Genomic DNA, 24108 nt, shown 5'->3' with positions numbered 1-24108 from the left:
CTGGATTCGGGTGGCTTGGTCGCGGCCGGGTGCTGTGTGTTCGAGTGGCGTGTTCGCGCCGGTGGGGCCGGACTGTCAGACCCCGGCCCCACAATGGAATCCGAGCGGCACAGAGCGTTCCGGGCGGCATGCGCGCCCGGTTCGGCCGCTTGTGCCTGCAAACTTCCGTACAGGCACGTCCCAGGCACATCCGTACAGGACATATCCACAGGCCTGTGCACATATCCGTACGTGCGGCACAGCAGACGGCAAGGAGGCGGTGACGGCGTATGACCGTATGGGACGACCTGGTCGGGCAGGACCGCGTTCACGCGGCGCTCTCCGCCGCCGCCCGTGACGCCGACGCGCTCGTGACCGCCGACGCCTCGGGCACCCCGCCGCCCGAGGCGTCGAAGATGACGCACGCGTGGCTGTTCACCGGACCGCCGGGTTCGGGCGGTCCCACCGCGGCCCGAGCCTTCGCCGCCGCCCTCCAGTGCGTGAGCCCGGACCGCGCGCTGGGCGGGGAGCCGGGCTGCGGGTTCTGCGACGGCTGCCATACGAGCCTGATCGGTACGCACGCCGACGTCGAGGTCATCCGTACCGACCTGCTCTCCATCGGTGTCAAGGAGACCCGCGAGCTGGTGCGCCGCGCCCAGCTCTCCCCGGCCGTGGGCCGCTGGCAGGTCATCGTGCTGGAGGACGCCGACCGCCTCACGGAGGGCGCGGGCAATGTGCTGCTGAAGGCGGTGGAGGAGCCGGCGCCCCGTACGGTCTGGCTGCTCTGCGCGCCCTCCCTGGAGGACGTGCTGCCCACCATCCGCTCGCGCTGCCGCCATCTGGTGCTGCGTACCCCACCGGTGGACGCCGTCGCCGATGTCCTGATACGGCGCGACGGTATCGAGCCCGAAGCGGCCCGTGCCGCCGCCCGCGCCACCCAGGGCCATATCGGCCGCGCCCGCCGGCTCGCCACCGACGAACGGGCCCGCGCCCGCCGCGCCACCGTTCTCAAGCTGCCGCTGCGTGTGGACTACATAGGCGGCTGCCTGAAGGCGGCGCAGGAGCTGATCGACTCCGCGACGGAGGACGCCAAGCAGGTCGCCGAGGATGTGGACGTCAAGGAGACCGAGGACATGAAGGCCGCGCTCGGCGCCTCGGCGGGCGGCCGGATGCCCCGGGGCACGGCGGGGGTGATGAAGGAACTGGCCGACCGCCAGAAGCGGCGTTCCACCCGTACGCAGCGGGACAGCCTCGATCTCGCGCTCACCGAGCTGACCGGCTTCTACCGCGATGTGCTGGCGCTCCAGTTCGGCTCGCGGATCGCACTTGCCAACGGGGACATACAGGACGCGCTCGACCGGGTCGCCCGAGCCTCGACACCGGAGCGGACCTTGCGCCGGATAGAGGCGATCGCCGCCTGCCGCGAGGCGCTGGACCGCAATGTGGCGCCGCTGCTGGCGGTGGAGGCGATGGCGGTGTCGCTGCGCGCGGGCTGATGGGGCGCGGGGGCAGACGGGGGCGTGCGGAAGCTGACCGGGCGGGCGTGCCTACGGGGCACGCGGGCCGATGAGCGGTCTATTCACCCGTACGAGCGCCGATAGGCGGCGTACGCCATCCGGCGGCTAGGCTCCCGGAATGGACAACAGGCGTCTGTTCCGTGCCACCGCCACCGCGTTGGCCGCGGCCGGTCTACTGATCTTCGGCTGCACTCCGGCCCCGGGCTCGTCGGCCCCGGAATCGCGTGCCTCGGACTCGTCGACGCCGGATCCGTCGGCGCTGAAGAAGTTCTACGACCAGAAGCTGAAGTGGCGTTCGTGCGGGGTCCCGGGTTTCCAGTGCGCCACGATGAAGGCGCCGCTCGACTACGCGAAGCCGGACGGCACCGAGATCAAGCTGGCCGTCTCCCGCAAGAAGGCCACCGGCCCCGGCAAGCGCCTCGGCTCCCTCCTGGTCAACCCGGGCGGCCCCGGCGGCTCGGCGATCGGATACCTTCAGGGGTACGCGGGCATCGGCTACCCGGCCCCGGTTCGCGCCCAGTACGACATGGCGGCGATCGACCCGCGCGGTGTCGCCCGCAGCGAACCCGTCGAATGCCTCACCGGCCCGGAGATGGACGCGTACACGCAGGTCGACCAGACCCCCGACGACCAGACCGAGAGCGGACTGCTGGCGGCGTCGTTCAAGAAGTTCGCGCAGGGCTGCGAGAAGCGTTCCTCCGGGATCCTTTCGCATGTCTCCACGGTCGAGGCCGCCCGTGACATGGACATCTTCCGCGCCGTGCTGGGCGACGAGAAGTTGTCGTACGTCGGCGCTTCGTACGGCACCTTCCTGGGCGCGACCTATGCCGAGCTGTTCCCGCAGCGCACCGGCCGCCTGGTCCTCGACGGCGCGATGGATCCCTCGCTCCCGGCCCGGGACCTGAACCGTGACCAGACGGCCGGCTTCGAGACCGCCTTCCAGTCCTTCGCCCAGGACTGCGTCCAGCAGCCGGACTGCCCTCTCGGCAACACAACCGCGGCCGAGGTCTCGGCCCGGATGAAGGCTTTCTTCCTGACCCTGGACGCCGAACCGGTCCCCACCGGCGAAAGCCGCCCACTGGGCGAGTCCCTCGCCACGACGGGCGTGATCGCCGCGATGTACGACGAGTCCGCCTGGCCCCAGCTCCGCGAAGCCCTCGCCGCGGCCATGGACGGCGACGGCGCCCCGCTCCTGGAGCTCGCCGACTCGTACTACGAGCGCGAAAGCGATGGCTCGTACGCAAATCTGATGTACGCCAACTCCGCCGTGAACTGCCTGGACCTCCCGCCCGCCTTCACCACCCCCGAAGAGGTCACCCAGGCCCTCCCCACTTTCGAACAGGCCTCCCCGGTCTTCGGCAGGGGCCTCGCCTGGGCATCCCTGAACTGCGCGTACTGGCCCACCAAGGCCACCGGCACCCCCCACCGCATCGAGGCGAAGGGCGCGGCCCCGATCGTCGTAGTGGGCACCACCCGCGACCCGGCCACCCCGTACAAATGGGCCCAGTCCCTCGCCACCCAGCTCTCCTCCGGCACCCTCCTCACCTACGACGGCGACGGCCACACCGCCTACGGCCGCGGCAGCGACTGCATCGACACGGCGATCAACACCTACCTCCTGGAGGGCACCCCTCCGCCCCCCGCCAAGAAGTGCTCCTGACCTGCACAAAGACCCCCACCCCAGGCGTGTACGGAGCACCCCCGGAAACTGTGTAGACTTGGCGGCGCCGCAGACCACACCATGGTCCACACGGCCTGCCGCCTTAGCTCAGTTGGCCAGAGCAACGCACTCGTAATGCGTAGGTCTCGGGTTCGAATCCCGAAGGCGGCTCCACTTGGGCCCAGGTCAGATAGCATCTGACCTGGGCCTTTATGCTTTCCAAGATCAAATGGTGGCCATGGCGCACCGCTTCGCGGACACCATGATCGCCACCGGTGGACAGCCGGTGGACAAGCGTGCAGTTGGCGTGCAGAGCGGTGGACAAGCGGGTGGCACTGGTGGACCTGCCCGTGGACGGTACCGGGGGCAACTGTGGTTCGCGGGCCGGCCGGCGGCCCAGGGTGTTCTTGGAGGGTTCCCATAAAACCGCCGATCCCCGATGGCGGCTGATGGAGAATCGGCGAGCCAGGACCTCGCTATGGAGGGACCAGCCGTGGACGTGATGCTCGTTCCAGTCAGCTCGCTTCGCTGGCGCCACGGCGAACATGAGACGGTCATCGGGCCGACGGGTTCGGGGAAGACGCCACTTGGAGTCGGCAGCCGCGAAGTGGGTGAGCGAACCCACGGGCACTCCAGGCGAGACCAGCTCAGTGCGCTGCAGAGGACGTCGTGTCGGGCCGTGGGGGCCGTGAACCAGTGGGCACAGTTCGACAGGGCATTGCGTGAAATGTCCAGGGGCGGTGGTTGGCTCGTTCTTCTCGACGAGCTGAGTGCAGCCGCACCTTCCGGGAACTCCGGGGTGCTTCCGAGGCGGGGCCGCTCAGCGAGCCTTCTGCTCTTCGCCTGCAGCCCTGTGCCACAAAGGCCGGAGCCCCGGTCAGCTTCCCTCTGACCGGGGCTCCTTCTCATCTGGCGTTAGGCGGAACGATTCTGCTCCGCTGCGTCGCTCTTGAGTGGAGGCGCCATCCTCGGCCGCCGAGGACTCGTCTTGTGCTCGGTGTCCTTGACGGACGCGAGCGGCTTGCGGGCGTGCGGTACGAGCTGCGCGACCTTCTCGGCGGCATCGCGGGCGAGGTCGTCGAGGACCGACTGGTAGATGTCCCGCGTAATGCGGGTGTCAGAGTGACCGAGAGTCTCGGAGACGACCTTGATGTCGACTCCGGCCGCGAGCATCAGCGTGGCGGCGACGTGGCGAAGGTCGTGAAGGCGGATGGGAGGCAGTCCGGCGGCCTCTATGAGGCGCTCGAAGAGGTCGCTGACCTTGCCGGGGTGGAGAAGAGAGCCGTCTTCCTGGGTGAAGATGCGCCCGGTGTCCTGCCAGCCCTCGCCCCACTCCTCACGCTCCCGTTGCTGGCGTGCCTTGTGTCCGAGAAGGCCCTCGTTGGTCTCGTCGTCGAGGGCGACCAGGCGGAAGCCGCTGTCGGTCTTGGGAGCGCCCTCGTGGACGTCCCAGCCGTCTTGGATGAGCTGCGTGGCGATGGCCAGTGAGCGGGCCTTGGCGGAATGGTCCTCCCAGCGGACGCCGCAGCCTTCGCCCCGTCGCGTGCCCCGGAAGGCGATGATCCGCCAGAGCATGTAGAGGCGGTCCTGTACGACGAAGTCGAGGAAGGTGCCAGCCTGCACGGGGGTCCAGACCATGACCGGCGAGGGCTTCTCGCCGGTCTCCTTCCAGCGGGCGATGCGTTCATCGGTCCAGATGAGCGCCTTCGGCTTGGTGCCGGGCAGCAGTTCGACGTGCGCGGCCGGGTTGAAGGCGGGCATCACCTGTTGGGCGATGGCGACGTTCAGCGCGGCCCGCAGGGTGTCGCGGATGTGCGGCTGGGTGTTGAGGCCGGTGATACGCCTGAACGGTGGCATAGCGTTGAGCTGTGCTTGCAGCCACTTACGGCGGGCCCGGTTCTCGGCCCCCTTGTTCGGCGTGGCCTTGAGTTCGTCGCGCACTGTCCGCCGCTGGGCGTTCTGCTCCTGTACTTCGATGTTGCGCTCGTTGATGGCGTCGAACATCGTGTCGATGTGGTGGACGCGCAGCTTGTCGAGGCGCAGGTGGCCGAGGTGAGGCTTCAAGTGGACGCGGATATCGCACTCGTAACGCGCCACGCCGCCGCGCCGCAGGCGTTTGCGGCCGACGAGCCAGGTGTCGAGCCACTCGGCGACAGTGGTCTTGGAGTTCAGGGACTGCCCGGTCTTGAAGCGGCGGCGGGTCTCGTCGTAGTCAGGGACGGGAGCCTTGTCCTTGACGCAGTTCTCCAGGACATCGCTGATCTGGGTTTTGCCCCAGGCGTCGTCCTCCTCGGGGATCGCCATGAGCGCGCGAACCTTGTCCAGCTCCTCCTGGGCCTTGGTGGAGGACTCGAAGCCGCCGCGACGGAACCGTCGGCGACGACCGTCCTGGGCCAGGTCCAGCTCCTGGAAGACGCCCCACGTCCCGTGCCGCCGGGACTTGAGCTTGGGGCAGGACGCTCCGAGGTCCTTGCCGGTCGTGGGGTCCGTGCACCGGCACCGCCGGGTTATGGTGCCGTTCTTCACTCGCTGTCCTCCGGACCGGTGGGTGATTCGGCCTGGTCGGCGAAGGCGAGTTCGGCAGGGAGGGCCGGAGGAGTGAGGCCGCGCTGACGCATCCGGTCCCGATAGGTGCGCAGCTCCTGGGCGTCTTCGAAGGCGTGCTCTTCGTAGCCCTGGGCCCGCTGGAGCAGCGTGGCTCTGCGGGTCCGGTCGAGCGTGGTGCTCGCCGCACGCCGCCGCTCCCGGGCCAGGGCGTAGGAGGACCTGGCTGCGGCGACGAGGTCGCCGTGCTGGCGGAAGAGTTCGAGGACGTCCCGAGCGGTGCCTTCAGCGGCAGGCACGTCCAACGGGGTCTCCCCGGTGAACCAGGCGAGCGCGTCCCACGTCGAGACCTCCCGTCCGGGAAGAACCTCCACCGTGGCGGACGTGCCGAGCGGGAACAGCAGAGTCACAGGCGGGACTCCGAGAACGTCCGCCAGCACGACGAAGTCGGCGACGGTGATGCTCGCCTTCCGCCCCAACTCCAGGTTCTTCAAGGAATGCTCGGTGATCTCTGCCAGGCCACGGTCGGCGCAGCCCTGAGCCACCTCTCCCATGGTGAGGCCGGCACCCTTGCGGGCTTCCCGAATTGCTTGGGCCACCAGGGCGGTGAACGCCGCTGCCCATCCATCGCGTGTCATGGCAGCACTTTAAGCCTCCAGAAAGTGCTGCTGCAACTTCGTGATACACAGATGGCCACACGACAACACCTTGGATGACCTGGAGGGAAACGTGGCAGCACCTTCTTCTGGCGATGGGCGCGGACTGACAAGCGAGGAACTGCTTGCCCTCCCGGCGGTGATCGACCTCGACACCTCGAACCGGGCGTTGATGATCGGCCGATCCACCGGCTACGGGCTCGCCAAGCAGGGGGAGTATCCGGTCAGGGTGCTGCGGCTCGGCAACGCCTACCGTGTGGTGACGGCCGACCTGCTGAAGCTGCTCGGGCTGGAGCGCCAGCAGTCGGAGGGCGGCCAGATCGAAGCCGGAGGCGATCTCCATAGCCTGTGCGCTTAGACGCGATCACATCTCAGTGCGCACCGCTCGATGCGTAGATCAACGTGCAGGGCCTCGGCGCCGGGTCCGTGTCGTTCGCGGTGGTGGCTCCTGCCAGGAGCCACCAACCAGGGGCCGCAACGAGAGCCGACGAGATTTCTCTGATCTGGCCGGAGGCTGCGTTGCCCGGTCATCAGCAGCGGCGTGCAAAGTTTGTCTGCTTTAGTACTCCGGTTGCAGTTCGCTATCGCTGCTGATCAGGCGCAGGTTTCTGAGCGTGGCGAGCTGACTCACCGTCATGTGGCGGGGTTCGTGACCGGCGGTGCGACGCTTGTAGTGGCAGCGTCACCTGGTGACGACGGCGCCAGCAGGATCACGTCAGTACCTGATCAATGTGGCGGTGGTGGCGCGCTGTTCTGGGGCGGCAAGCTGCCATGAGCCTTCGGATTTCTGCCAAGGTGAGGGGCGCGACGGCTGATTGGTTTCTGCGGCCCCCTTCCGTTCCGGCACGGGCGGCCATGGCGGCGAGGAAGGCGTGGGCGAGCATGGCCAGGGTGATGTGCCGGTACCAGGCCGGGTAGCGGCGGACCTCGTACTGGTCCAGGCCGCACTCGTTCTTCGCGCTTTGGAAGCAGGCTTCGATGGTCCAGCAGCTTCCTGCGACCTTGACCATTTGATCGACGGTGATGTCGGTGGAGGCATGAGCATGAGCCGGGTAGTAGGCGATCTCGTCTGGCCGGGCGATGCTGCGGCGGGCCATGACCCACTGCCGGTGGGGCGGATCCAAGACGTACCGCAGTCTGGCCAGATCGACGGATCTCTTGCCTAGGTGGAATGAGACCCGGCCTGGGCCGTACATATCGGCGCCGAGACCAGCGTGCCCACACGGTACACCGGCGGGTCTGTTGAGGCTCTCTGAAATCAACATTACGGATCGTCAGGGAGCGCAGGTTTCCTGGGTACGGTACCCAGAATCCGCATACCGTACCCAGGATCGCGGCGGGGTGAGTCTCTGGGCCGCGCAGTCCCCCAGGATGTAGCTCTAAGCGGGTTGATCGCCAACAGTCATTGTTGCGCGGTCGGTTTCTGCGCGCGCGTACAGCAGCTTCCAACCTCCTCGGACTTGGCCGGCCAGCCGTCGGCCGTACCGCCCAGCCCCAGCCCAATACGTACCTACCAGCCACGCGCCCGATCCGTTCGGACTGCCAACCACTCCCGGAGCTAATGATGTTGACGGTGATGAGTCAGAACGTCCAGTACGGGGCCGATCAGGACGGCGGCCGTTGGGAAGGCATCGTGGCCGACGTCCGCTCCGAGCGCCCGCAGTTGGTCCTGTTCCAGGAAGTCGACTTTCTTGCCGACCCGGACAAGGCCGAGGCCGCTGAGAAGGCCTTGGGCATGCTGCTGGTTGTCGCTCCGAGCCGGAACCTTCCTACGGCGGTCGCCTGGGACCCGGCGTGCCTGGAGCTGGTGGATACCGAAACCAAGTACAGCAAGGCTGACATGCACCACGGCTACTGCGCTCCTCGCTTCAGGCCCCTGGGCCTGGACAATCCGCTGCCCGCGCCGCTGGTCGCCATCAGCACGCACCTGACGCCGTACTCCGCGCAGGCCGCTGCCCAGGAGGCTCAGATGTTGTGCGCGCGGGCCTATCGTTACGGCGGCATCGCCTTTGTCGTCGGCGATATCAACCACCCTCCCCTGGGCGATGATGAGCCCGACTGGTCTCTCGTTCAGCCCTACAACCGTGCCTCGCGTTGCCATCGCCGTACGAGTCCCGACGAGCCGTGGAGGGGCGACCGCGTCGTTGGTGAGGTCTTCCGGGACGCGGAGTTCACCGATGTCGCGGCCCACGTCGCCGACGTTCGGGAGGACAGCTCGCTCCGTGCGCCCACCGGCAAGGCGGGCCTGATCCGCACGGACCAAGCGCACGTTACCCCCGCGCTGAAGCCCGCGATCAAGGATTACTGGACAGTGGACACCGGCACCCACAGCGACCACGACGGCGTGGTCTTCACCCTGGATCTGAACCAGATCGATGCCTCCCGCGTTCGTGCCTACACCTGATACCGGGGTGTGGGCTGCCGCGCGGGACAAAGGCTGATCCCGGCTTTGCGGTAGCACGAACGGTTCCGGTTGGCAGAGGCGGTGCTGAGGGGCAAGAGGCGGTCCGGCCTCGCTTCATCATCCCGCCTCCGCAGGCCAGTTCGACCATCTTGGGGCTCTCGTGACGCTCAGTCACACGCCGTAGACTCAAGATCGTTTGCCCGGCGTCAGATGTCCGTCACCACATGGTGCACGCGGCTGTGCGCCATTGCCTCGGGCGCCGGGTGTGCGTCCGGTTCCGATGATTGAAGAGGGGTGTTCCCGTGCCCGTGAAGGTCACCAAGGACAAGGTGCTGTGTTACGTCGTGCGCGACGGAAAGCTGCTGGTGTTCCGGCATACCGATTACAGCTACGAGGAGGTCGGTATTCAGGTTCCGGCTGGCAGCATTCGCGAGGGCGAGACGCCGGAGGCGGCGGCTCTGCGCGAGGCCTGCGAGGAGACCGGCCTGAAGGACTTCAAGATCGTGCGGAAGCTGGGGGAGGCCGAGTACGACATCAGTCCGTACCGGTTCGAGATCCAGCGCCGTCATGTCTTCCACCTGGAGCTGACCGAGCCCACTCCGGAGCGGTGGATGAGCCAGGAGGACCACGACGGCGAGCAGGCGCCCACGCGATTCGAGTGCTTCTGGATTCCGCTGGAGGCCGCCCACATCCTCCAGTCGGGCCAGGGCGCCCTGCTGGGACGCCTGTACGACTGATCCCCGTCCGGTAACGGCGCCCCTGGGAGGCAGCCGATGTACGGCACCACCGAACAGTACGAGCATGATCCGATCGCCCAGATGTACCGCGGCCTGGATACCGAGGACACCGCCAGCGCCGTATCGGTGATCTTGAAGTTACGCGGTGAGACCTGCGACATCGACTGCCTGTACTGCTACGAGAAACGGAAGCAGGCCCCGGGAGGGGCACGGATCGACGCTGGCCAGGTGCGCCGGCTCGCCGAGCTCTTCCAGGGGCGCCCGCTCGCCGTCGAACTCCACGGCGGCGAGCCGCTGACCGCCGGCCGTGACCACGTCGCCGAGGTCCTGCGTGAACTGGCAGCCCAGCCCAGCGTGGTCCGTGTCTCGCTGCAGACCAACGGCGTGCTGCTTGACGAGCAGTGGCTGGACCTCTTCGACGCCCTGTACCCGGGACTTGAGATCGGTATCTCCCTGGACGGCGACGCGGCGGGCAACGCCTGGCGGGTCGGCTACGACGGCAAGCCGGTCTACCCGCGCGTCGCCGCTGCCCTGCGGCTGCTGGCCGGCCGCGGCAGGAGGACCGGTGTGATCGCCGCGGTCACTCCCGCCGTGCTCGGCCGCGCCGAAGCTGTCCTGGACCATCTCGCCGGTTTTGACGCGGTCGACGCCGTCAGCTTCGTGCCCTGCTTCGACACCTCCGTCCAGCAGCCGACCGCCGCCGCGGGGCGGCGCCTTCCCGCGAGCCGACAGCTTCAGGGCGCCGCCGTGCGCGGCCCCGGCGGTCCGGCATGGGCGATCAGGGCGTCCGAGTACGCCGAGTTCGTGCTCGCTGCCACCGCCCACTGGATTCGTGCCGGGCACTTCGCCCGGATGAAGCTGGAACCGGCCGTGTCCACCATCCGGCGGCTGCGCGGGCTGGAGTCCGGCTTCTGCCACTTCTCGAACCTCAAATGCGATCACGTTTTCACGTTCTACCCGGACGGCCGGCTCGGCAGTTGCGACGAACTGCCCTGGCCCCAGGCCCAGCTCGTCCGTCTCGGCCAGGTCACCGACCAGAGCGCGGTCGTCGCGGCCCAGCGGCGGCTGCCGCTGCTGAACCAGGGCAAGGCCCTGATGGACCGGTGCACCACCTGCGCGTACCAGCCGGCGTGCGGCGGCGGCTGCGTGGCCACCCGCTGGCGCTACGACCAGGCCGGCGACCAGGACGCCTACTGCGACTACCGGATACGGATGATCGACGGTATCGCGGCGCTCCTTGCCCAGCCTGCCCAGCCCGAGGGCGCCTGGTGCCGGGTAGCGCGCTGGCGTCCCCGCACACCGAACGGGATGCGCGACGTCGCTGCTTTCCTTGCCCGCTGGAACCGTGGCGACGCTCCTCGCACGCCGGTGCGACTGGAGACCAGCGCGCACGGCAACATCAACTCTGTCGGCTTGCCGGGCGTCCACGAGGCCGACGACTTGGACCCGGCCCATCCTCAGTGGCATGAGGGGATCGAGCGCGGGATCCGTCCTGTGGTCGACGCGGTCACCCGTGAGTGGGGCCTGGTCACGTACGACAGTTGCCAGGGCCACCCCTACACCGGCCTTGACCTGGCGCCCGCCGAACGGCGGGTCGGTATCCTCCCTCGCGATCCTGACCAGTACGCCCGGACTGCCGCTGCTCTGTGCCGTGCGGTCACCGTGGCGGCCCCCGGCCTGCCCTCGACGGTGCAGGTGACCGTCGGCCGTGCGGAATTGACGTGCGAGGCCACCGGACATACGAGGCCCGTGCTCGACCTGGCCCTGCGGCCGGCCTCCGGGCACGGCTGGTCGGCGTACTTCGAGACCGTGGATGCCGCCACGGAGATCATCGCGGACGCACTGCGCGGTCAGCATCCCACCGCGGGCGCTGGATGCCCGTGCCCGGTACCGCAGGCCGCTGTCCCCGTGACCGAGGGGATGCCGGCGTGAGCAGTGCCGCGGACGCGCTGACGATCCACCAGTTACTGGGGCGGATCGTGTACTTCCATGCCCTGTTTATCGAACCGGCACTCAGGGCCGGCCCTTCGCCCAGGCCGGGCCTGGTGTGCTGCAATCACGGCGCGGCCCCCGGCCGGCGTTCCGCCGACGAGCTGCTGCTGGATTCCGCCTGGGCGGCCCTCGCCGAGGTAGCCGGCGCCTTCCCTGCCCATCACCGGCCGTGCCTGAAAGCCGCTGCCTTGTGCTGCGCCACCTGCCGTATCGCCGCTGCTGCCGCGGCGGTGGCTGCCGGCTGGGCGCAGACCGAGTACCGGATCTACCGGCAGGCCGTGCCCGCCGAAACGCTTCTGCGAACGTGCGGACGGGCGGCTGCGGCCCGGCTCGGGCGCGTCTTCGCCGCCCAGCACGCTGCCCCGTGCCCGGCGCTGGATCAGCTCACTGTGCCCGACTCCCTGCCCGGGATGGAGGAGTTGCCGCTGACCGGCGAGCTGCTGGCTCTGTGGGCGGACCCGACCGCGTCCACCCGCCACCCCGTGGCCAGTTGGCTCAACCATTGCACCGGCCTGGACGACGTCCGTCGCGTGCTCGAAACGAGGAGGACCGGCTCGTGATCCATATCGCCGAGACCGTCACGATGGGCAGCGTCGAGGGGTTCCTCGACATTGAGGAGCGGACCCGGCTCGCCACCGTGATGAACGGCTTTCTCCCGGAAGGTGAGCGTGCCCGCTTCGGTGAGGGGCGCACCACCTCCATCCACGAGATTCCCGGCCACTCCCACGAGCAGGCGATGGCCGTGTACGAGCCGGCCGGACGGGTGGAGATACCCAAGATCCCGGACGAGGCCGAGCATCTGCTCCAGCGAGCCTTCGACCGCGCCCGTCCGGCTCTTTCCCGCGTCATGCCGTCGATCAACGCCTGTCGGCCGTGGACCTACGTCGAGTACGGGGCGGGCCAGCACATCACCGGCCACCTCGACGGCATCGCCCCTGACCCGCTGGCCTGGCCGAGGCAGATCGCCGGAATCAGCGTGGTGATCAGCGAGGCGGAAGCGGGCGGAGCCTTCTACGTCGAGAGTTCCTCCAGCGACCGCCTGTGGAACGCCCGCCTGGACGATGCCACGGGAGATGGCTACGCGGACGGTATGTGGCTGGCCCACGACGGGGCCGACCACTCCGCCGACTGGTTCGCGCAGATGCCCCGCACCCGGTGGAGCGTGAGCCCCGCCCCGGGCACCGCCCTGCTGTACGGGTCTCAGCTCACCCACGGCACCGAGCCCGTACTGCGCGGCCGGGTCGCGAAGTTCATCAGTTGGCTGATCGCCGAGAAACACGAGGGGTGAGGCGGCATGCTGCTGGCGTTGGAGGGGATCGCCGGAGCCGGGAAGAGCACGCTGCGCGACCGGCTCCTGGCCGCAGCCGCGGCCGAAGACATCCGCCTCGGGCACATCGGACAGTTCTCGTGGCTGTCGCTCGGGGCCACCCGCACCATCATCGGCCTGCGGGCCGGCCGCCCCGCGCACAGCGCCGAGACCGCGTTGGCCGCCGTACGACGCGACCTGGAACTCCACGCCCGTCACAACCTCGCCCCCGCCCTGTCCATGGGCACAGTGGTCGCCGACCGGCTCACCCTGTCGACCGCCTGCCTGCTGGCGCTGTTGCACGACCGTCCCGTCGCCGACTACATCCACCGCCTGGCCGAGGTGACGTCCGCGCGGGCGCAGTTGACCGTCCTGCTGACCACCCCGCCCGAGCTGTGCCACACCCGGCTCTCCCGCCGGCCCGCATCGCGCCGCTTCGGCGAGGACCCGCCGACTGCCGCCCGGTTCGCCGACCTGTACGAGCATGCCGCCACCGCGTGGACCGAGGCGACCGGTCTGCCCGTGCTGCGGCATCCGTGCACCGACGAGACGGACCTCGATCTGCTGGCTGCCGTCTGCCTGGACCGGCTGCGCCAAACCGCCCCGCACACGGCGCGAATATGAGGAGCCGCACCATGCGCCTGCATCCCCTGCACCCCGCCGCCTGGATCCTGGACCAGGTCCGCGACGCCGGGTGGCACGTACACGACCTGCTCACCTTCACCCGCGCCAGCACCCTGGTGCTCGCCAGCCGCGACGACGCGCCCCCGGTGGTCCTCAAGGCCGGCTTCGGCAGCAACCACGTCCTGGCCGAACTCGACGAGAGCAGCCGACGGGCCGCCTACGGCTTCTACTGGTACGCGGAGATGACCGAGGCCGAACGGACCCTGACCCGTGAGGACTTCCGCCACGAGATCGCCGTCACCCGCGCCGCCGTAGGCGCCGAGCACGTCGTGCCGCTGCTGGAGGAAGGCAGCGCCGACCGGTTCGACTGGTACACGATGCCCTACTGCTCCGGTGGCAGCTTGCGCCCCCTCCTCGCAACCGGCCCCGCCCGGGAGCGCGATGAGACGGTAACGGGGCTGGGCATCCTGGCGGACGTCGCTGAGGGCCTGTGCATCCTGCACGACCGCGGGATCGTGCACCGTGACGTGTACCAGGAGAACATCCTCATCTCGGACGGCGTCGGGCTGATCACCGACCTCGGAGCGGCCCGCCGCACCGACACCCCGCGCGGGCCCGCCGCCCGGGGTCCTGAAGTGCACTGGCCCCCGGAGTACGCGGCCTCCTACGACCGCGCCACCCCGGCCGCCGATGTCTTCAGCCTCGCGGTCCTGGTCTACCGCTTCCTGTGCGCGGACATCCCCCGCCACGGCTACTCCCGGCTCGACGCCGCCCCCGCCGTCCTGCGCCCGGTGATCTCCGAGGCTCTCGCCCCCGCGCCGGAGGACCGGCCCGCGATGAGTGAACTCCGCGACGCCCTCGGCCAGGCAGCCACCCAGGCCGCCGCGCTCGTCGAGCGCGCTCACTGACCCGACACCGGCCGGAAGGAGACTGCGGTGCCGACCGCCCGCTCGCCGCCGCACCACAGGTTCCACAAGGCGCACGGCCCCAACACCCTTACTGGAAAGGACCAGCACACTCATGGACAACGACCGGTTCAGCGACTTCCTCGCCACTGTGGACGACTTGCGTGGCGACGACGAGACCGTCCGCACTACCGCCCACACCTCCAGCGTCTCGGCCGAGGGCTGGCCGACCACCGTCGCGACCGCGACCGCGGCGGCCCCTGTAGGCATCAACTCCTGAGCACCGTCCGTCTCATCGGCGGCGACCGCTGGTGAGCACTTCCTGGGGCCGGACCATCACCGGTCTGGCCCCGGGCCCCAGCCTTGTCGGAAGGACCCTTTCGTGGACGCGCCCGCCATCGCCTTCTCGTTCGCTCCGATTCAGAGCCTGCACTGCGACCGCACCCGTCGAATCCGCACCATCATCAAGCCCACCGCCCTGCATTCGGCCTGTATCCCCGATTTCCCGGCGACAGCCGCCGCCGACTTTTGCTTGACCCACCACGTCCTCGAAGGCGCCGAGACTGCCGCTCGCACCCGCGACACCACCGCTTTCGACTGGTACCGCGGCCATCCGGACGCGGGCGCCCCGAGGCTGTCGATGCCCACGGCGGTCGGCCCGCGCATTGTGGTTGCCCCTCGCCTGGATCGACTGCCCCGCTCGGCGATCTCCGAGACCCCTTATTACGTGCTCGGACCCGGCACCACCACCGCCTCGCCGGACCAGCAGGACCTGGCTGTCGGCGCATACGCCATCGGCGCCCAGACTGGCTTCGCCGACCTGCTTGCCGCCCATGCCGTCGTCCTGGTGCTGCTGCGGCACAAGCAGCTCGGTGACACTCTCGATAGCTGGACCATCACCCGCCTGCCCGGCACCGTCTTCTGCGACCACGTCCACGAGCCCGTCGTCCTGGCCCGCGACCTTATCCACGAAGCCGGCCACAACTGGCTCAACGATGCCCTGGCCGCCACCGCCTCCAAGATCAGCGACGAGGTGCGGTTCCACTCTCCCTGGAAGCAGACGATGCGCCCCGCCTTCGGCTTCCTGCACGCGTGCTGGGCCTTCCCCCTCACCATGATCTACACCGCCCGCATCCTGCCCCGGACCACCGGCGACCTGCACCGCTTCCTGTCCGCCTACCTCGACCAGCAGCGCGACCTGCTCGCCCCAACCGCCAGCGACCACGCCCGCGCACTCGACCTCATCGCCGACACCGACCTCCGCCAGCGTCTGCACACCGTTCATCAGGAGGCCCTCAGCCTGTGAACCACACCGACACACCAACCGCCGACACCGCGGCCCCACCGCGCGAGCCCGGCCTGATACTGCGCATCCACCGTTCCGGCGAAGACCCGGTGCAGGCGCACGCCGGAGCGTCCAGCCTCGAACTGGCCGCACCCATCGGCGAGAACACCGCCTTCAACGTCGGCTCTGTCGCCAAGCAGATCACCGCGTACCTATGCGTACGCGCCGTCCGTGACCACCTGATCACTCTGGACCGGCCGGTCGGCGGCATTCTGCCCGGCTTCCGCATCCCCGGCGTCACCATCGCCGACCTCATCCAGCACCGCGGCGGCATCCGCGACGCCGAATCCCTGCTCTCCCTGGCCGGCTTCCGCGACCTCGACCACTACACCACCGACGACCTGCTGCAACTGGCCTACCGCCAGCACCACCGAGCCGTCGAACCCGGCCGCTTCCTCTACAGCAACACCGGCTACCTCCTGCTCGGCGAAGTCCTCAAGCACATCCACAGCGCCGGACTCCAGGAGATCGCGGATCAGCAGGTCTTCACACCGCTCGGCATGGCCTCCGCCCGCTTCAAGACCGATCCGCGCGAAGTCATCCCCGGCGCCGCCGCCAGCTACCAGCCGACCGCATCCGGCTGGCTCCACCAACAGCGTGCGGTCACCCTGCCCGGCCCCGGCTCCCTGTGGTGCACCGCAGCCGACCTCGACCGCTGGCTCGGTCACCTCTGGCACGAATGGCACCCCTCGGCCGACGACGGGCTTCCGTTCGAACAGCACCTCGGCTACCAGCCCAGCGACCACCCGCCGTTCACGTACGGAGCCGGCCTGTTTGCCGATTCGCGCCCCGGACGCGCCGCCGTCTTCCACTACGGCCACGAACAGGGGTTCTCCGCAGCCACCCACCTCACCAGCTCCGGACTTCGAGTCATCTGCCTGTCCAACCACACCGGCATCGCGGCCGACCACGTCGTTGCCGCCGCCCTCGCCGAACTCACCAGCCACCGTGGAGCCGACCCGAGCAAAATCCTGGCCCGTGTTCTCCGGCGCCGCCCCGCGCCACAGTCCACCTGCGGGGGCCGCCCCGACAGCAACGCACCACACATCCCGATCGGTGCGTACGCCTGCGGGGACGTCCCAGGCACCCTCCGCCTCACCCGAAGCGCGGGCACGCTGTACCTGTGGCGCCGGGGCACCCGCGACCACCTCACCCCCACCGGACCCGCGACGTACGCCGCGGACGGCTACACCCTCACACTCCCCGCCGCCCCAGCGGACGACGGCGAGCCAGCGCTCGACAGCTTCGTCCTCGACCTCGCCCGCGCCCCCGGACTCCACTACCAACGATGCCCGGACTGACCAACTCCCAAGCGGTCCGAGGTGCGATGGACACTGCCTGTGCTGCGGCTTCTGCGGTCTGAAGGATGAGCCCGCGTACGGCACCAGCGGCACCCGCCCCACCTTCCTGAGCGCTGGGCCGTGTTCCTGCTGAACGCCGAGCCGGCCAGGCGGTGGCGTCCCTCGGCCTCGCGGATCGTCGAGCAGGTGCTGTGGATCATCCTGTCGGGGGCCGGGGTGGTTGCGGGCTAGGTTTCGTCTGTCCTGAGCCACGGTGTCATCTCTGGCAGCAGACAGCCCGGCTGCGGGGGCCATGATATCGGCGCCGTACCCGCGGCTACGGACCCTGCGTCTGCGAGCAGGGCCCCGCGCCCAGCCTCGGCCTGCTGATGCGGCGGCCCCCTTTCCGGAACAAGAGACCCCATGCCCCGCATGGCAGCTAAAATTTCCCGAGAGTAACGAGAGGCAGGCACTCCATGGGGCAGCACCAGCACGAACTCCTTGAGCTACCCGAGGCACCCACAGACGCTAGTGGACCCACGGTGAACCAGCAGTTGCTCGGTGAGCTGATGGCAGCAACCATGGACGACTGCACCCCTTGCGCAAGCCGGTCGCTCGATGAAATCGTCGATGATCCGGCCAGCATTGCGCGGCTGGCGGAATTCTCACGCCTCCTCATCATTACCGTCTACGACGGTGAACCGCCGCGGTTCATGACGGACGATGGAGCAGCAGGTCCGAGTCCGATTACGCCTGAGTTCCGGCGCCTGATGCGCGCGGTGCAGGCCGGCGAGACGGCGTATCCCGAGTGTGTGCGAATGACACGCGCCGAGCGGTGGACTGCGGCGCGCAGCGCAGTGGGCCTCCTGATCGGGCACATGTATGTCGCCGATGAGAGCCGTATCGGTACGGGCCAGACCTTGCCCCAGGCGTGCGTAGCCACCGCTTCGTTGATGACCAAGTGGTGGACGGCCGCGAAGCGCTACGAGGCCGCCGAATTCGCGATGCGCTGGGACGGCTACCAGGCCACCCTTCCCTCAGGCGCGAAGCTCCCGCTGGAAGCGGACGTAGCTGTAGCTTTCATCCTGGGTGCCGTTCTCCACCATGTCGCCAAGCAGGACGGCATCACGGTCGACAGCTTCGACCAACTCGTCTTCACCCGCGCCAGACCCGTCCTGCAAGACAGGCAGCGCGCTGAGCGCGCCCTGCGTGACTTCGTCTTCCCGCCAGGCTTTGTCGAGAACAAGGCCGTTCACGTCAAACGTCTCGCGCAAGTCGATCACGTATTCCTAGCCAACATTTGTGGCAGCGCCACTCTCGTCGTCGACGCCCACGCTGCTGACTGTTCGGACGGCACGGACCGGAATTCTCAGCGCGAATACGCGCTTGTCGATCGGGCAGCGCAGATAATCTCCGCAGAGTCCTCTTAGCAGACAGACAGGGGACACTCGCGAACCGACAGCCGCCAGCGGCGCCATCGTTCGCCGACCCGCACAGTCACTCCGGCGCGGCCGTTGACATCTTCCCCACCTGGGCCGCTGACGCGGTGGCCGCCGAGATGGACCCCGCATAGCTGCTGACGGGCCTATCGGTGCCGCTCGTCGTGCGCAGCGGCGGCCATACCACGGACAAACGCGGCGGCCAGCGCGACCGCCAGACCGGTCCCGAGCGAGACAACCAAAGACGCCCCCGCGGTGAAGAACACGATGCCGACCACGCTGTACACGATGAGCCCGACCGGGATCACCGGCAGGCGATACCACCACGGTTTGTCCGGCCGGTCGTTCCTCGACTGACGGTTCATGGTGGCCAAGTATCGCGGCATCAACGACGGACCGCCAGCATGCCTGTTGGACCGTACCCGTGCCCGCTTGCGCTGCCGTGTCGGAGCGCTGGCGGATGAATGCCCCTGGCGGGGTGCACGTTGATGCGACACTGGCACTGCACGAGAGGAGGCGCTGCGCGTGAACGCCGTACCCGCAGGGGCAGTTGTGGCACCGAGCCGAGTGGAGACTCGGACGGTAGCGGTGGGCGAGGCCGTGCGGGTTCTGGTGACCTGCCACGATCCGGATGCGTCCATCAGTCCGGACGGCCGTCGGACCACACACCTCCTGGCGCCGAGCGGCGCGCGGTATGCCAGCGAGAGCGCCTCCGTGGTGGTCGCCGACGGCCGCGGACCAGCAGGCCATGACGGCATTGTGTCGGCCCATGACCTGCTCTATGCGACCGCCCGGCAGTATCCGGGTGCATTGGTGGCAGGTGTGGTAACGGGCAGCCGGAGCGCGCTGGTGTGGGTCCGTGTCCAGCCGCCGTCGGTCTGGGTCCCCGTCGGCTACAGCGTGACCGTCCGCAGTACGGGCCCGGGGCCCGCCGAGTTGTATCCGTCGGCGGTCTACGGCTGGGCCCGCTGGTGGCTGGAACAGCAGAGCGACATCCCTAGCGGTTTTCCCGTCGGCCTGCTGCTGCCGCGCCCGCCCCGGCACCTGGACGTGGTGGCGCAGTGGGATGCGAGGACCTCTCAGTACGCGCACCGCCTCACCGTTGAGGCGGCCACGCGCCCCGGCGAGTAGCACTGCTGCCCGCCGTTCGGCGTCGCCAACGGACCTCTGCCGGACCGGCCGGCCCCACCGCGACGGCTCCGACTTCCACTGATGAGGATCCGGAATCGCGGTCAGAACCAGAATCAAAGAGTCCTATCAGCACCGCTCACACGCTGCTCGGATCACCGCTGGCCTCGGCGGCTGACGATACTCTCGCCGACAGCTCACTGCGGTGCCGCTATTCGTCGAACAACGGCCGGATACTTTCGTAAGTACGCTCCTGCGCCCGGGCGGTGAGGTCCTCGGCACGATCGGCCAGCGTGACCCGGAGGTCCCCCTGATCGATGAGTTCGAGCAGGTCCACGGGAGTGATCCCGGCTGTCACTCGCATCTGACTCGTGTTCTCGGCGAGCACCATGTGCGCTGCCCCGAGCACCCAGTACTGGAGGGCGCGTGCTTCCGGACCCTCCAAGGCCCAGGTGCCGCGCAGGTCCTCCAGGAGCGGGTCCTCCTGTGCCTCGCGGGCGACGCGCGCGATCAGCTCAGCGACCCGGGGGCGGACGGCGTACTGGGCGGGCATGAGATCGACGGCCCGTACGAGCGGAGTTCGGGAGACGGCGGACCCATCCGCGGGAACATGCAGTCCTGCGTCGCGCGCCGCCTCGAAGAGAGCCACCGTCACAAAACCGAGCACGAGCCGGACCTCCTGCTCCGGCCTGCCGTCGTAGTCACCGGGACGGTAGGCGCGGTGCCAGTCCACCAGGCCCTCGGCCCAGATACGGCAAGCGTCCCAGACCGACGTGAACGTCGCGTCCGCGCCGAACGGCGCAGGCTCATCCTCCACAGCCAGCGTTTCCAGAGCGCGCGCCTCGACCAGCACCGGCTCGAATGTGCCCCGCACGGCGCTGCGCACCAGATACGCCTGTGGCGGGCCGGGCCGGACGTCGTGCGCGTGGTCATCAAGATCCCACACGGGGAAGATCACCGTGCCAGGCCGGCCGTCGTACTCTCCAGCGGTGATCCTCACCCGGGTTTCGGGACCCAGGCCGGCTCCGCGCTCCCGTACCAGCGCGAAGCCGGCCGAGGCTGCCGCCCAGGAAGCGCATACGTCCACCGCAGGTTCCGAGCGGTCGGGGTCAATCCGACGGTACAGGCCGTCCCAGCGCGGCGGAGCCCCCACATCTGGGGACTCAAGAGCTTCCGGCCAGGTCCGGGTCAGCCACAGCCACCGCGCGACCAACGGGTCGTCAGCCTGTGCGACGGTGGCCGGGTCGGTGTCGGTACCAGATGCGAGGCCCGCTCCGACCACGGAAGCGGCCAGGGCCCGCAGGTGAAAGGGCTCCTGATGCACGTGCCAGGCCAGCGTGCCCAGTCCCACAGCATCGACACCGCCCACAGTCTGCTTGCCCAGAGCCGCGAGGCTCACGGCCAGGACACCGCTCACAGCAGTCCAGTCCCAACTGCTTCTGCGATTACCCGAGCCGTCCAGGTAGCAGGCAGTGACCTCCTCAGCCCGTTCGCACGCCCGCTCCCAATCTGCTGCCCCCACCCCACCGCTCCTCGCCCCGTCACTGTTCACGCACACACCGTAGACCACCCCAAACAGACTGCACCCCGAACAGGGGAACCAGGACGGCGGGCCGTTCGAACCGCGGTCCGGCCTGCCGGTGCGGGCCAGTTCCTCCGGGGATCCGGGTGGCCACGGCTCAGTCGCCCATGCCGGCCGATACCGTCCCGAGAAACTCGCTGACGCGCTAGCCACTACGCGCCGGGCGACCTTCCGGTGGCCTCGGCGAGTAGCGCGGAGCGGCTGTCAGGACCACGCACTCTTCGGGCGGCCGGTGGCACCGCTGCGGCGCACTTCCGTACGGTGTCCGTCATGACGCAGACGCCAAACCGGCTGAGTGAGATCGCGCGCTCACTGAACTGCATGCAGTGGCTGCCCACCGCCGAGGAAGTCGACTTCGGTAACGCCTTCTTCCAGCAGGTCAAGAAGGCGGAGGAGGAACTGTGTGGCGATTTCCCGCGAGGGATGCACAGATGGCACCGGCTGCGCACCGAGGACTTCACCGCGCTGGCCCGGACAGTCACTGTGGTGAAGAACGAGCTGTTGCCGGCCTGGCGGGACCGGCTCCCAGCCTCGCCCATGGTGGAACTGGTCGAGATGTACGTCAGTGGTGCTCAGCCGGTGCTGCCGCATGCGGAGACGCTGCTCGCGGCCTGGCACGATGCCACCCTGGCTGAGCCCTCGGACGCCGATATCGCCTATGAGGCACGGCGGCTGAACATTTCCTCCGAGCAGGCCGCGGCCAATTTCCGGTTCTGGAAGGCCTCCCACTGGGAGAAGGAGCATTTCCCGCGCTCCCTGGAGGACGACCTGCGCCCGGTTTGGGGGTATCTGATTGCGGTGGGGTCGACCTTGACGGCAGCAGTGACCGGGGACACGGATTACTGACTGTCGATCGGGGCGTGGTCTCGCCGGGTAGCTCGGCGAAGTCGCTTACGGGTTCGCCGGTGGCCGTCGTCTGCCGCTGATCCGGCCTGTAGCCGACTGAACCCGGTCCGTCGCTCGTAAACGTACAGTTTGGAAGGGGCGATTCCGAGCGCGGCTCGCGTGCTGCTGGCTGGGTCAGATGGCCGCCTTCGGGATCGCCGTCCCGAGCCGAGGCGCTTCGCAGAGTGGTGCCATGTCCGAAGGTGGCCCCGCGTCGTATTCGTCCGCCCCGTAGGGCCCGGTGAAGCAGCGCGGGACGGTCGATCCGGCATCCTTGTTCCTTCAGAGCCCCTTGCGTTGGCATGCGGTCCGAGCTTCCAGCCGGCTCCGGCGTACGGTGAGTGTCATGGACTTCTCAGATGCCCTACGAGCGATGCGGGCAGGGCACCGGGTTACGCGGACGAGTTGGATCGAGCCAGGCAAGTACCTGTACTGGGTGCCCTCCAGTGAAGTGCGCACTCCGGATGGCCTCGTGAGGGATTTCGTCGGATATGCAGTGTTCGTACGACCGGGCAAGGGTGCCCGGGGCACTGCCGAGCCAGTACTTCCTACCTTCGACGGGCTGGCCGGCGAGGACTGGGAGATTGTGGAAGACGGGTGACCAGCCCCGCCTCGCGCCGCCCCGCTCCTATGGGGCGGCGCGCGATCAGGCGGCGGCGCCGATGAGAGTCGCGTGCTTGCGAAGTCCTGGGAGGGACGGGCTGGTGGCGACCATGTCGGAGACCATGCGGCGCAGCGATGTACGGCGCGCGTCCTGCGGGGTCTCGGCTTCGTGTTCATGGAGGAGGGTGAGGGCCCGGGGGAGGTCGCCGAGGTCCCGGTAGAGCTTCGCGCTGTCGTGTCGGTACCGGGCTCGGCGCTCGGCGGTCGGCATGGCGAGGACGTTGATCCGGGAGGCATGCCGGAGGGCGGAGCGGGTGTCGCCGAGCAGGTGATGGATGCACAGCGCGTACCGGTCGACCTGATCGGAGGTCAGGGGGCCCGCGTGGTCTGGCCACGAGGTGACGGTCGGCCCCTGCTTGGCGAGTTTCCGTGCGTGCTCCCAGAGGGCCAAGGCGTCCGTGCTCTGGCCGGCCTGAGCGGCTCCGTAGGCGGTTTCCAGCAGAATGTGCGCGACGACGGGGCGGGCGGTCGCCTCTGCGGACAGATCGGCTATAGCGGTGTCGGCGACTTGGCGGGCCTGCTCCCAGTGCCCACGCTGGCGCAGGACGATGGTCTGGGCCCTGGCTGCGGTGGCTGCGGCGAGGGGGTCCTGTGACAGGCGCGCGGCCTGGACGGCGCGGTCGGCGGTGATCATCGCGATGTCATCGCGTTCCTTCACCGCTATGGCCGTGGTGAGGATGTAGGCGCGGGTCAGGAGAACGGCCCCGGTACGGCTACCGTCCTGGGCGGTGTGGTCCGCAGCGTCGACAACGGCGGGGATGGCGTCGGCTGCCTCGCGGTAGCGGGCGTTCGTGTAGTGCTGGACCACGGTGGCCAGGGCCCCTTGAAGCTGGGCCACCGTCATCGTGGAAGTGGACGTGGGTTTCCGCAACAGCACCGCGTCCCACTGACGGGGATGAGAGGCCGCTGGCGCTGCCCCGGGCAGCGCTGCGGCCAGGCTGATTCCCACCGTTGCTGAAATCAGATCGCGTCTGTGCACATTGACCTCGCTCATGTCACTGTCGTCTCCCACTCCGAGCATGGAGACGTCGATCCCCAAAGCCTTTGCGAGCGCTCGGCGTTCGGCGGTGCTGGGTAAGGAGCGGCCCAGCTCAATACGTGAGATGCCGCTCTGAGCTATGGAACACGCCTGCCCGAGCTGCTGCTGTGTCAGGTTCGCGAAGATGCGGGCGGACCTCACGACGGCCCCTACGGATTGACCACTGCTGAGCGTCATACCCCGACGGTACGCCGATGGACCGGCAGGACACAGGTGGAACTCTGGGTACCGTACCCAGATTCTGCATACGGCACCCAGGATCCAGGCGAGTTGAGTCCAGGGGGCGCGCAGTCCATAAGTATGTAGTTCTGAAGCCGCGCGATCACCAAACGTGATTGCTGCTGCGGCTGCGCCGTGCCGTTCTCCTGGCTCCGCTGAGGATCGGACTTCGTGCGCCGCGCTCCCATTCCGATGCTCCGCGGA

At 68.7% G+C, this 24108-nt stretch carries 22 protein-coding genes, 1 tRNA gene and 1 pseudogene; 17 read left to right on the top strand and 7 right to left on the bottom strand.

The window, feature by feature from the left end; all coding sequences use genetic code 11:
- Positions 1 to 269: 269 nt before the first annotated feature.
- The 3 genes from ACFU9P_RS12735 to ACFU9P_RS12725 all read left to right on the top strand — a co-directional run bounded on the left by ACFU9P_RS12735 (position 270) and on the right by ACFU9P_RS12725 (position 3330).
- Positions 270 to 1475 (top strand): DNA polymerase III subunit delta', encoded by a 1206-nt coding sequence (locus tag ACFU9P_RS12735; protein WP_384079486.1) that lies wholly within the window; start codon positions 270 to 272, stop codon positions 1473 to 1475.
- A 139-nt stretch (positions 1476 to 1614) separates the two neighbouring features.
- Positions 1615 to 3156, top strand: coding sequence for an alpha/beta hydrolase (locus ACFU9P_RS12730; RefSeq protein WP_384079483.1), 1542 nt, complete (start codon positions 1615 to 1617; stop codon positions 3154 to 3156).
- A gap of 97 nt (positions 3157 to 3253) precedes the next feature.
- Positions 3254 to 3330, top strand: a tRNA-Thr gene (locus ACFU9P_RS12725).
- Positions 3331 to 4071: 741 nt separating this feature from the next.
- On the opposite strand, the gene ACFU9P_RS12720 is transcribed toward ACFU9P_RS12725, so the two are convergent.
- A complete protein-coding gene (locus tag ACFU9P_RS12720) occupies positions 4072 to 5682 on the bottom strand; it encodes a tyrosine-type recombinase/integrase (RefSeq protein ID WP_384079480.1) in 1611 nt (536 codons plus the stop codon).
- Positions 5679 to 6338 carry a helix-turn-helix domain-containing protein gene (locus ACFU9P_RS12715; RefSeq protein ID WP_384079477.1) on the bottom strand — a complete coding sequence of 220 codons (660 nt, stop codon included), beginning with the start codon at positions 6336 to 6338 and terminating at the stop codon, positions 5679 to 5681. The genes ACFU9P_RS12720 and ACFU9P_RS12715 overlap by 4 nt, the downstream gene beginning before the upstream one ends.
- Positions 6339 to 6408: 70 nt before the next feature.
- Here ACFU9P_RS12715 and ACFU9P_RS12710 point away from each other — a divergent pair, with 70 nt between their 5' ends.
- The gene (locus ACFU9P_RS12710) at positions 6409 to 6714 is read left to right on the top strand and encodes a hypothetical protein (RefSeq protein ID WP_384079474.1); all 306 of its coding nucleotides are present in this window, start codon (positions 6409 to 6411) and stop codon (positions 6712 to 6714) included.
- A 352-nt stretch (positions 6715 to 7066) separates the two neighbouring features.
- Here ACFU9P_RS12710 and ACFU9P_RS12705 read toward each other — a convergent pair whose 3' ends face one another.
- Positions 7067 to 7453 (bottom strand): hypothetical protein, encoded by a 387-nt coding sequence (locus ACFU9P_RS12705; protein ID WP_384079471.1) that lies wholly within the window; start codon positions 7451 to 7453, stop codon positions 7067 to 7069.
- Between the two features lie 479 nt (positions 7454 to 7932).
- Here ACFU9P_RS12705 and ACFU9P_RS12700 point away from each other — a divergent pair, with 479 nt between their 5' ends.
- From ACFU9P_RS12700 to ACFU9P_RS12650, 11 genes are all read left to right on the top strand, one after another.
- Entirely contained in the window at positions 7933 to 8760 is an 828-nt protein-coding gene (locus ACFU9P_RS12700) for a hypothetical protein (RefSeq protein WP_384079467.1), read from the top strand.
- A 302-nt stretch (positions 8761 to 9062) separates the two neighbouring features.
- Positions 9063 to 9497, top strand: a complete 435-nt coding sequence (locus ACFU9P_RS12695) for an NUDIX domain-containing protein (RefSeq protein WP_384079464.1) — start codon at positions 9063 to 9065, stop codon at positions 9495 to 9497.
- Between the two features lie 36 nt (positions 9498 to 9533).
- The gene (locus tag ACFU9P_RS12690; protein WP_384079461.1) at positions 9534 to 11429 is read left to right on the top strand and encodes a radical SAM protein; all 1896 of its coding nucleotides are present in this window, start codon (positions 9534 to 9536) and stop codon (positions 11427 to 11429) included.
- Entirely contained in the window at positions 11426 to 12049 is a 624-nt protein-coding gene (locus ACFU9P_RS12685; protein ID WP_384079458.1) for a hypothetical protein, read from the top strand. Before ACFU9P_RS12690 ends, ACFU9P_RS12685 begins: the two co-directional genes overlap by 4 nt.
- A complete protein-coding gene (locus tag ACFU9P_RS12680) occupies positions 12046 to 12777 on the top strand; it encodes a hypothetical protein (protein ID WP_384079455.1) in 732 nt (243 codons plus the stop codon). The genes ACFU9P_RS12685 and ACFU9P_RS12680 overlap by 4 nt, the downstream gene beginning before the upstream one ends.
- A gap of 6 nt (positions 12778 to 12783) precedes the next feature.
- Entirely contained in the window at positions 12784 to 13419 is a 636-nt protein-coding gene (locus ACFU9P_RS12675; RefSeq protein WP_384079451.1) for a hypothetical protein, read from the top strand.
- 11 nt (positions 13420 to 13430) lie between these two features.
- Complete coding sequence (locus tag ACFU9P_RS12670; protein ID WP_384079448.1) at positions 13431 to 14327, top strand: protein kinase; 897 nt, start codon at positions 13431 to 13433, stop codon at positions 14325 to 14327.
- Between the two features lie 112 nt (positions 14328 to 14439).
- The gene (locus ACFU9P_RS12665) at positions 14440 to 14604 is read left to right on the top strand and encodes a hypothetical protein (RefSeq protein ID WP_384079445.1); all 165 of its coding nucleotides are present in this window, start codon (positions 14440 to 14442) and stop codon (positions 14602 to 14604) included.
- Between the two features lie 102 nt (positions 14605 to 14706).
- Positions 14707 to 15630, top strand: a complete 924-nt coding sequence (locus tag ACFU9P_RS12660) for an aKG-HExxH-type peptide beta-hydroxylase (protein WP_384079442.1) — start codon at positions 14707 to 14709, stop codon at positions 15628 to 15630.
- The gene (locus ACFU9P_RS12655; RefSeq protein ID WP_384079439.1) at positions 15627 to 16970 is read left to right on the top strand and encodes a serine hydrolase domain-containing protein; all 1344 of its coding nucleotides are present in this window, start codon (positions 15627 to 15629) and stop codon (positions 16968 to 16970) included. The genes ACFU9P_RS12660 and ACFU9P_RS12655 overlap by 4 nt, the downstream gene beginning before the upstream one ends.
- Positions 16971 to 17491: 521 nt before the next feature.
- Positions 17492 to 18379: a hypothetical protein gene (locus ACFU9P_RS12650; protein ID WP_384079436.1), complete on the top strand. Its 888-nt coding sequence runs from the start codon at positions 17492 to 17494 to the stop codon at positions 18377 to 18379.
- Positions 18380 to 18534: 155 nt separating this feature from the next.
- On the opposite strand, the gene ACFU9P_RS12645 is transcribed toward ACFU9P_RS12650, so the two are convergent.
- A complete protein-coding gene (locus ACFU9P_RS12645) occupies positions 18535 to 18753 on the bottom strand; it encodes a hypothetical protein (protein ID WP_384079433.1) in 219 nt (72 codons plus the stop codon).
- A gap of 160 nt (positions 18754 to 18913) precedes the next feature.
- Between ACFU9P_RS12645 and ACFU9P_RS12640 the strand changes: the two genes are divergently transcribed.
- Complete coding sequence (locus ACFU9P_RS12640; protein WP_384079430.1) at positions 18914 to 19519, top strand: hypothetical protein; 606 nt, start codon at positions 18914 to 18916, stop codon at positions 19517 to 19519.
- Between the two features lie 208 nt (positions 19520 to 19727).
- Here ACFU9P_RS12640 and ACFU9P_RS12635 read toward each other — a convergent pair whose 3' ends face one another.
- The gene (locus ACFU9P_RS12635) at positions 19728 to 21038 is read right to left on the bottom strand and encodes a hypothetical protein (RefSeq protein WP_384079427.1); all 1311 of its coding nucleotides are present in this window, start codon (positions 21036 to 21038) and stop codon (positions 19728 to 19730) included.
- Between the two features lie 330 nt (positions 21039 to 21368).
- On the opposite strand from ACFU9P_RS12635, the gene ACFU9P_RS12630 reads away from it, so the two are divergent.
- Positions 21369 to 21944 (top strand): hypothetical protein, encoded by a 576-nt coding sequence (locus tag ACFU9P_RS12630; RefSeq protein ID WP_384079424.1) that lies wholly within the window; start codon positions 21369 to 21371, stop codon positions 21942 to 21944.
- Positions 21945 to 22629: 685 nt separating this feature from the next.
- Here ACFU9P_RS12630 and ACFU9P_RS12625 read toward each other — a convergent pair.
- Together ACFU9P_RS12625 and ACFU9P_RS12620 are read right to left on the bottom strand one after the other, a co-directional pair.
- Positions 22630 to 23667, bottom strand: coding sequence for a tetratricopeptide repeat protein (locus tag ACFU9P_RS12625; RefSeq protein ID WP_384080082.1), 1038 nt, complete (start codon positions 23665 to 23667; stop codon positions 22630 to 22632).
- Between the two features lie 12 nt (positions 23668 to 23679).
- A pseudogene (locus ACFU9P_RS12620) lies at positions 23680 to 23862 on the bottom strand (helix-turn-helix domain-containing protein); the annotation flags it as partial.
- Positions 23863 to 24108 lie beyond the last annotated feature (246 nt).

This window comes from Streptomyces sp. NPDC057617, assembly GCF_042800555.1.
In the GTDB taxonomy this organism is placed as follows: domain Bacteria; phylum Actinomycetota; class Actinomycetes; order Streptomycetales; family Streptomycetaceae; genus Streptomyces.
Note: the sequence above shows the minus strand (reverse complement) of the source record. Positions and strands in the feature narration are given on the sequence as shown.

Excerpts from the sequence above, each read along its gene's own strand:
- ACFU9P_RS12700 (WP_384079467.1), top strand. The coding sequence starts at position 7,933 with ATGAGTCAGAACGTCCAGTACGGGGCCGATCAGGACGGCGGCCGTTGG.
- ACFU9P_RS12670 (WP_384079448.1), top strand. The coding sequence starts at position 13,431 with ATGCGCCTGCATCCCCTGCACCCCGCCGCCTGGATCCTGGACCAGGTC.
- ACFU9P_RS12705 (WP_384079471.1), bottom strand. The coding sequence starts at position 7,453 with ATGGCCCGCCGCAGCATCGCCCGGCCAGACGAGATCGCCTACTACCCG.
- ACFU9P_RS12630 (WP_384079424.1), top strand. The coding sequence starts at position 21,369 with ATGACGCAGACGCCAAACCGGCTGAGTGAGATCGCGCGCTCACTGAAC.
- ACFU9P_RS12675 (WP_384079451.1), top strand. The coding sequence starts at position 12,784 with ATGCTGCTGGCGTTGGAGGGGATCGCCGGAGCCGGGAAGAGCACGCTG.
- ACFU9P_RS12690 (WP_384079461.1), top strand. The coding sequence starts at position 9,534 with ATGTACGGCACCACCGAACAGTACGAGCATGATCCGATCGCCCAGATG.
- ACFU9P_RS12730 (WP_384079483.1), top strand. The coding sequence starts at position 1,615 with ATGGACAACAGGCGTCTGTTCCGTGCCACCGCCACCGCGTTGGCCGCG.
- ACFU9P_RS12735 (WP_384079486.1), top strand. The coding sequence starts at position 270 with ATGACCGTATGGGACGACCTGGTCGGGCAGGACCGCGTTCACGCGGCG.
- ACFU9P_RS12665 (WP_384079445.1), top strand. The coding sequence starts at position 14,440 with ATGGACAACGACCGGTTCAGCGACTTCCTCGCCACTGTGGACGACTTG.
- ACFU9P_RS12645 (WP_384079433.1), bottom strand. The coding sequence starts at position 18,753 with ATGAACCGTCAGTCGAGGAACGACCGGCCGGACAAACCGTGGTGGTAT.
- ACFU9P_RS12715 (WP_384079477.1), bottom strand. The coding sequence starts at position 6,338 with ATGACACGCGATGGATGGGCAGCGGCGTTCACCGCCCTGGTGGCCCAA.
- ACFU9P_RS12625 (WP_384080082.1), bottom strand. The coding sequence starts at position 23,667 with ATGCTCGGAGTGGGAGACGACAGTGACATGAGCGAGGTCAATGTGCAC.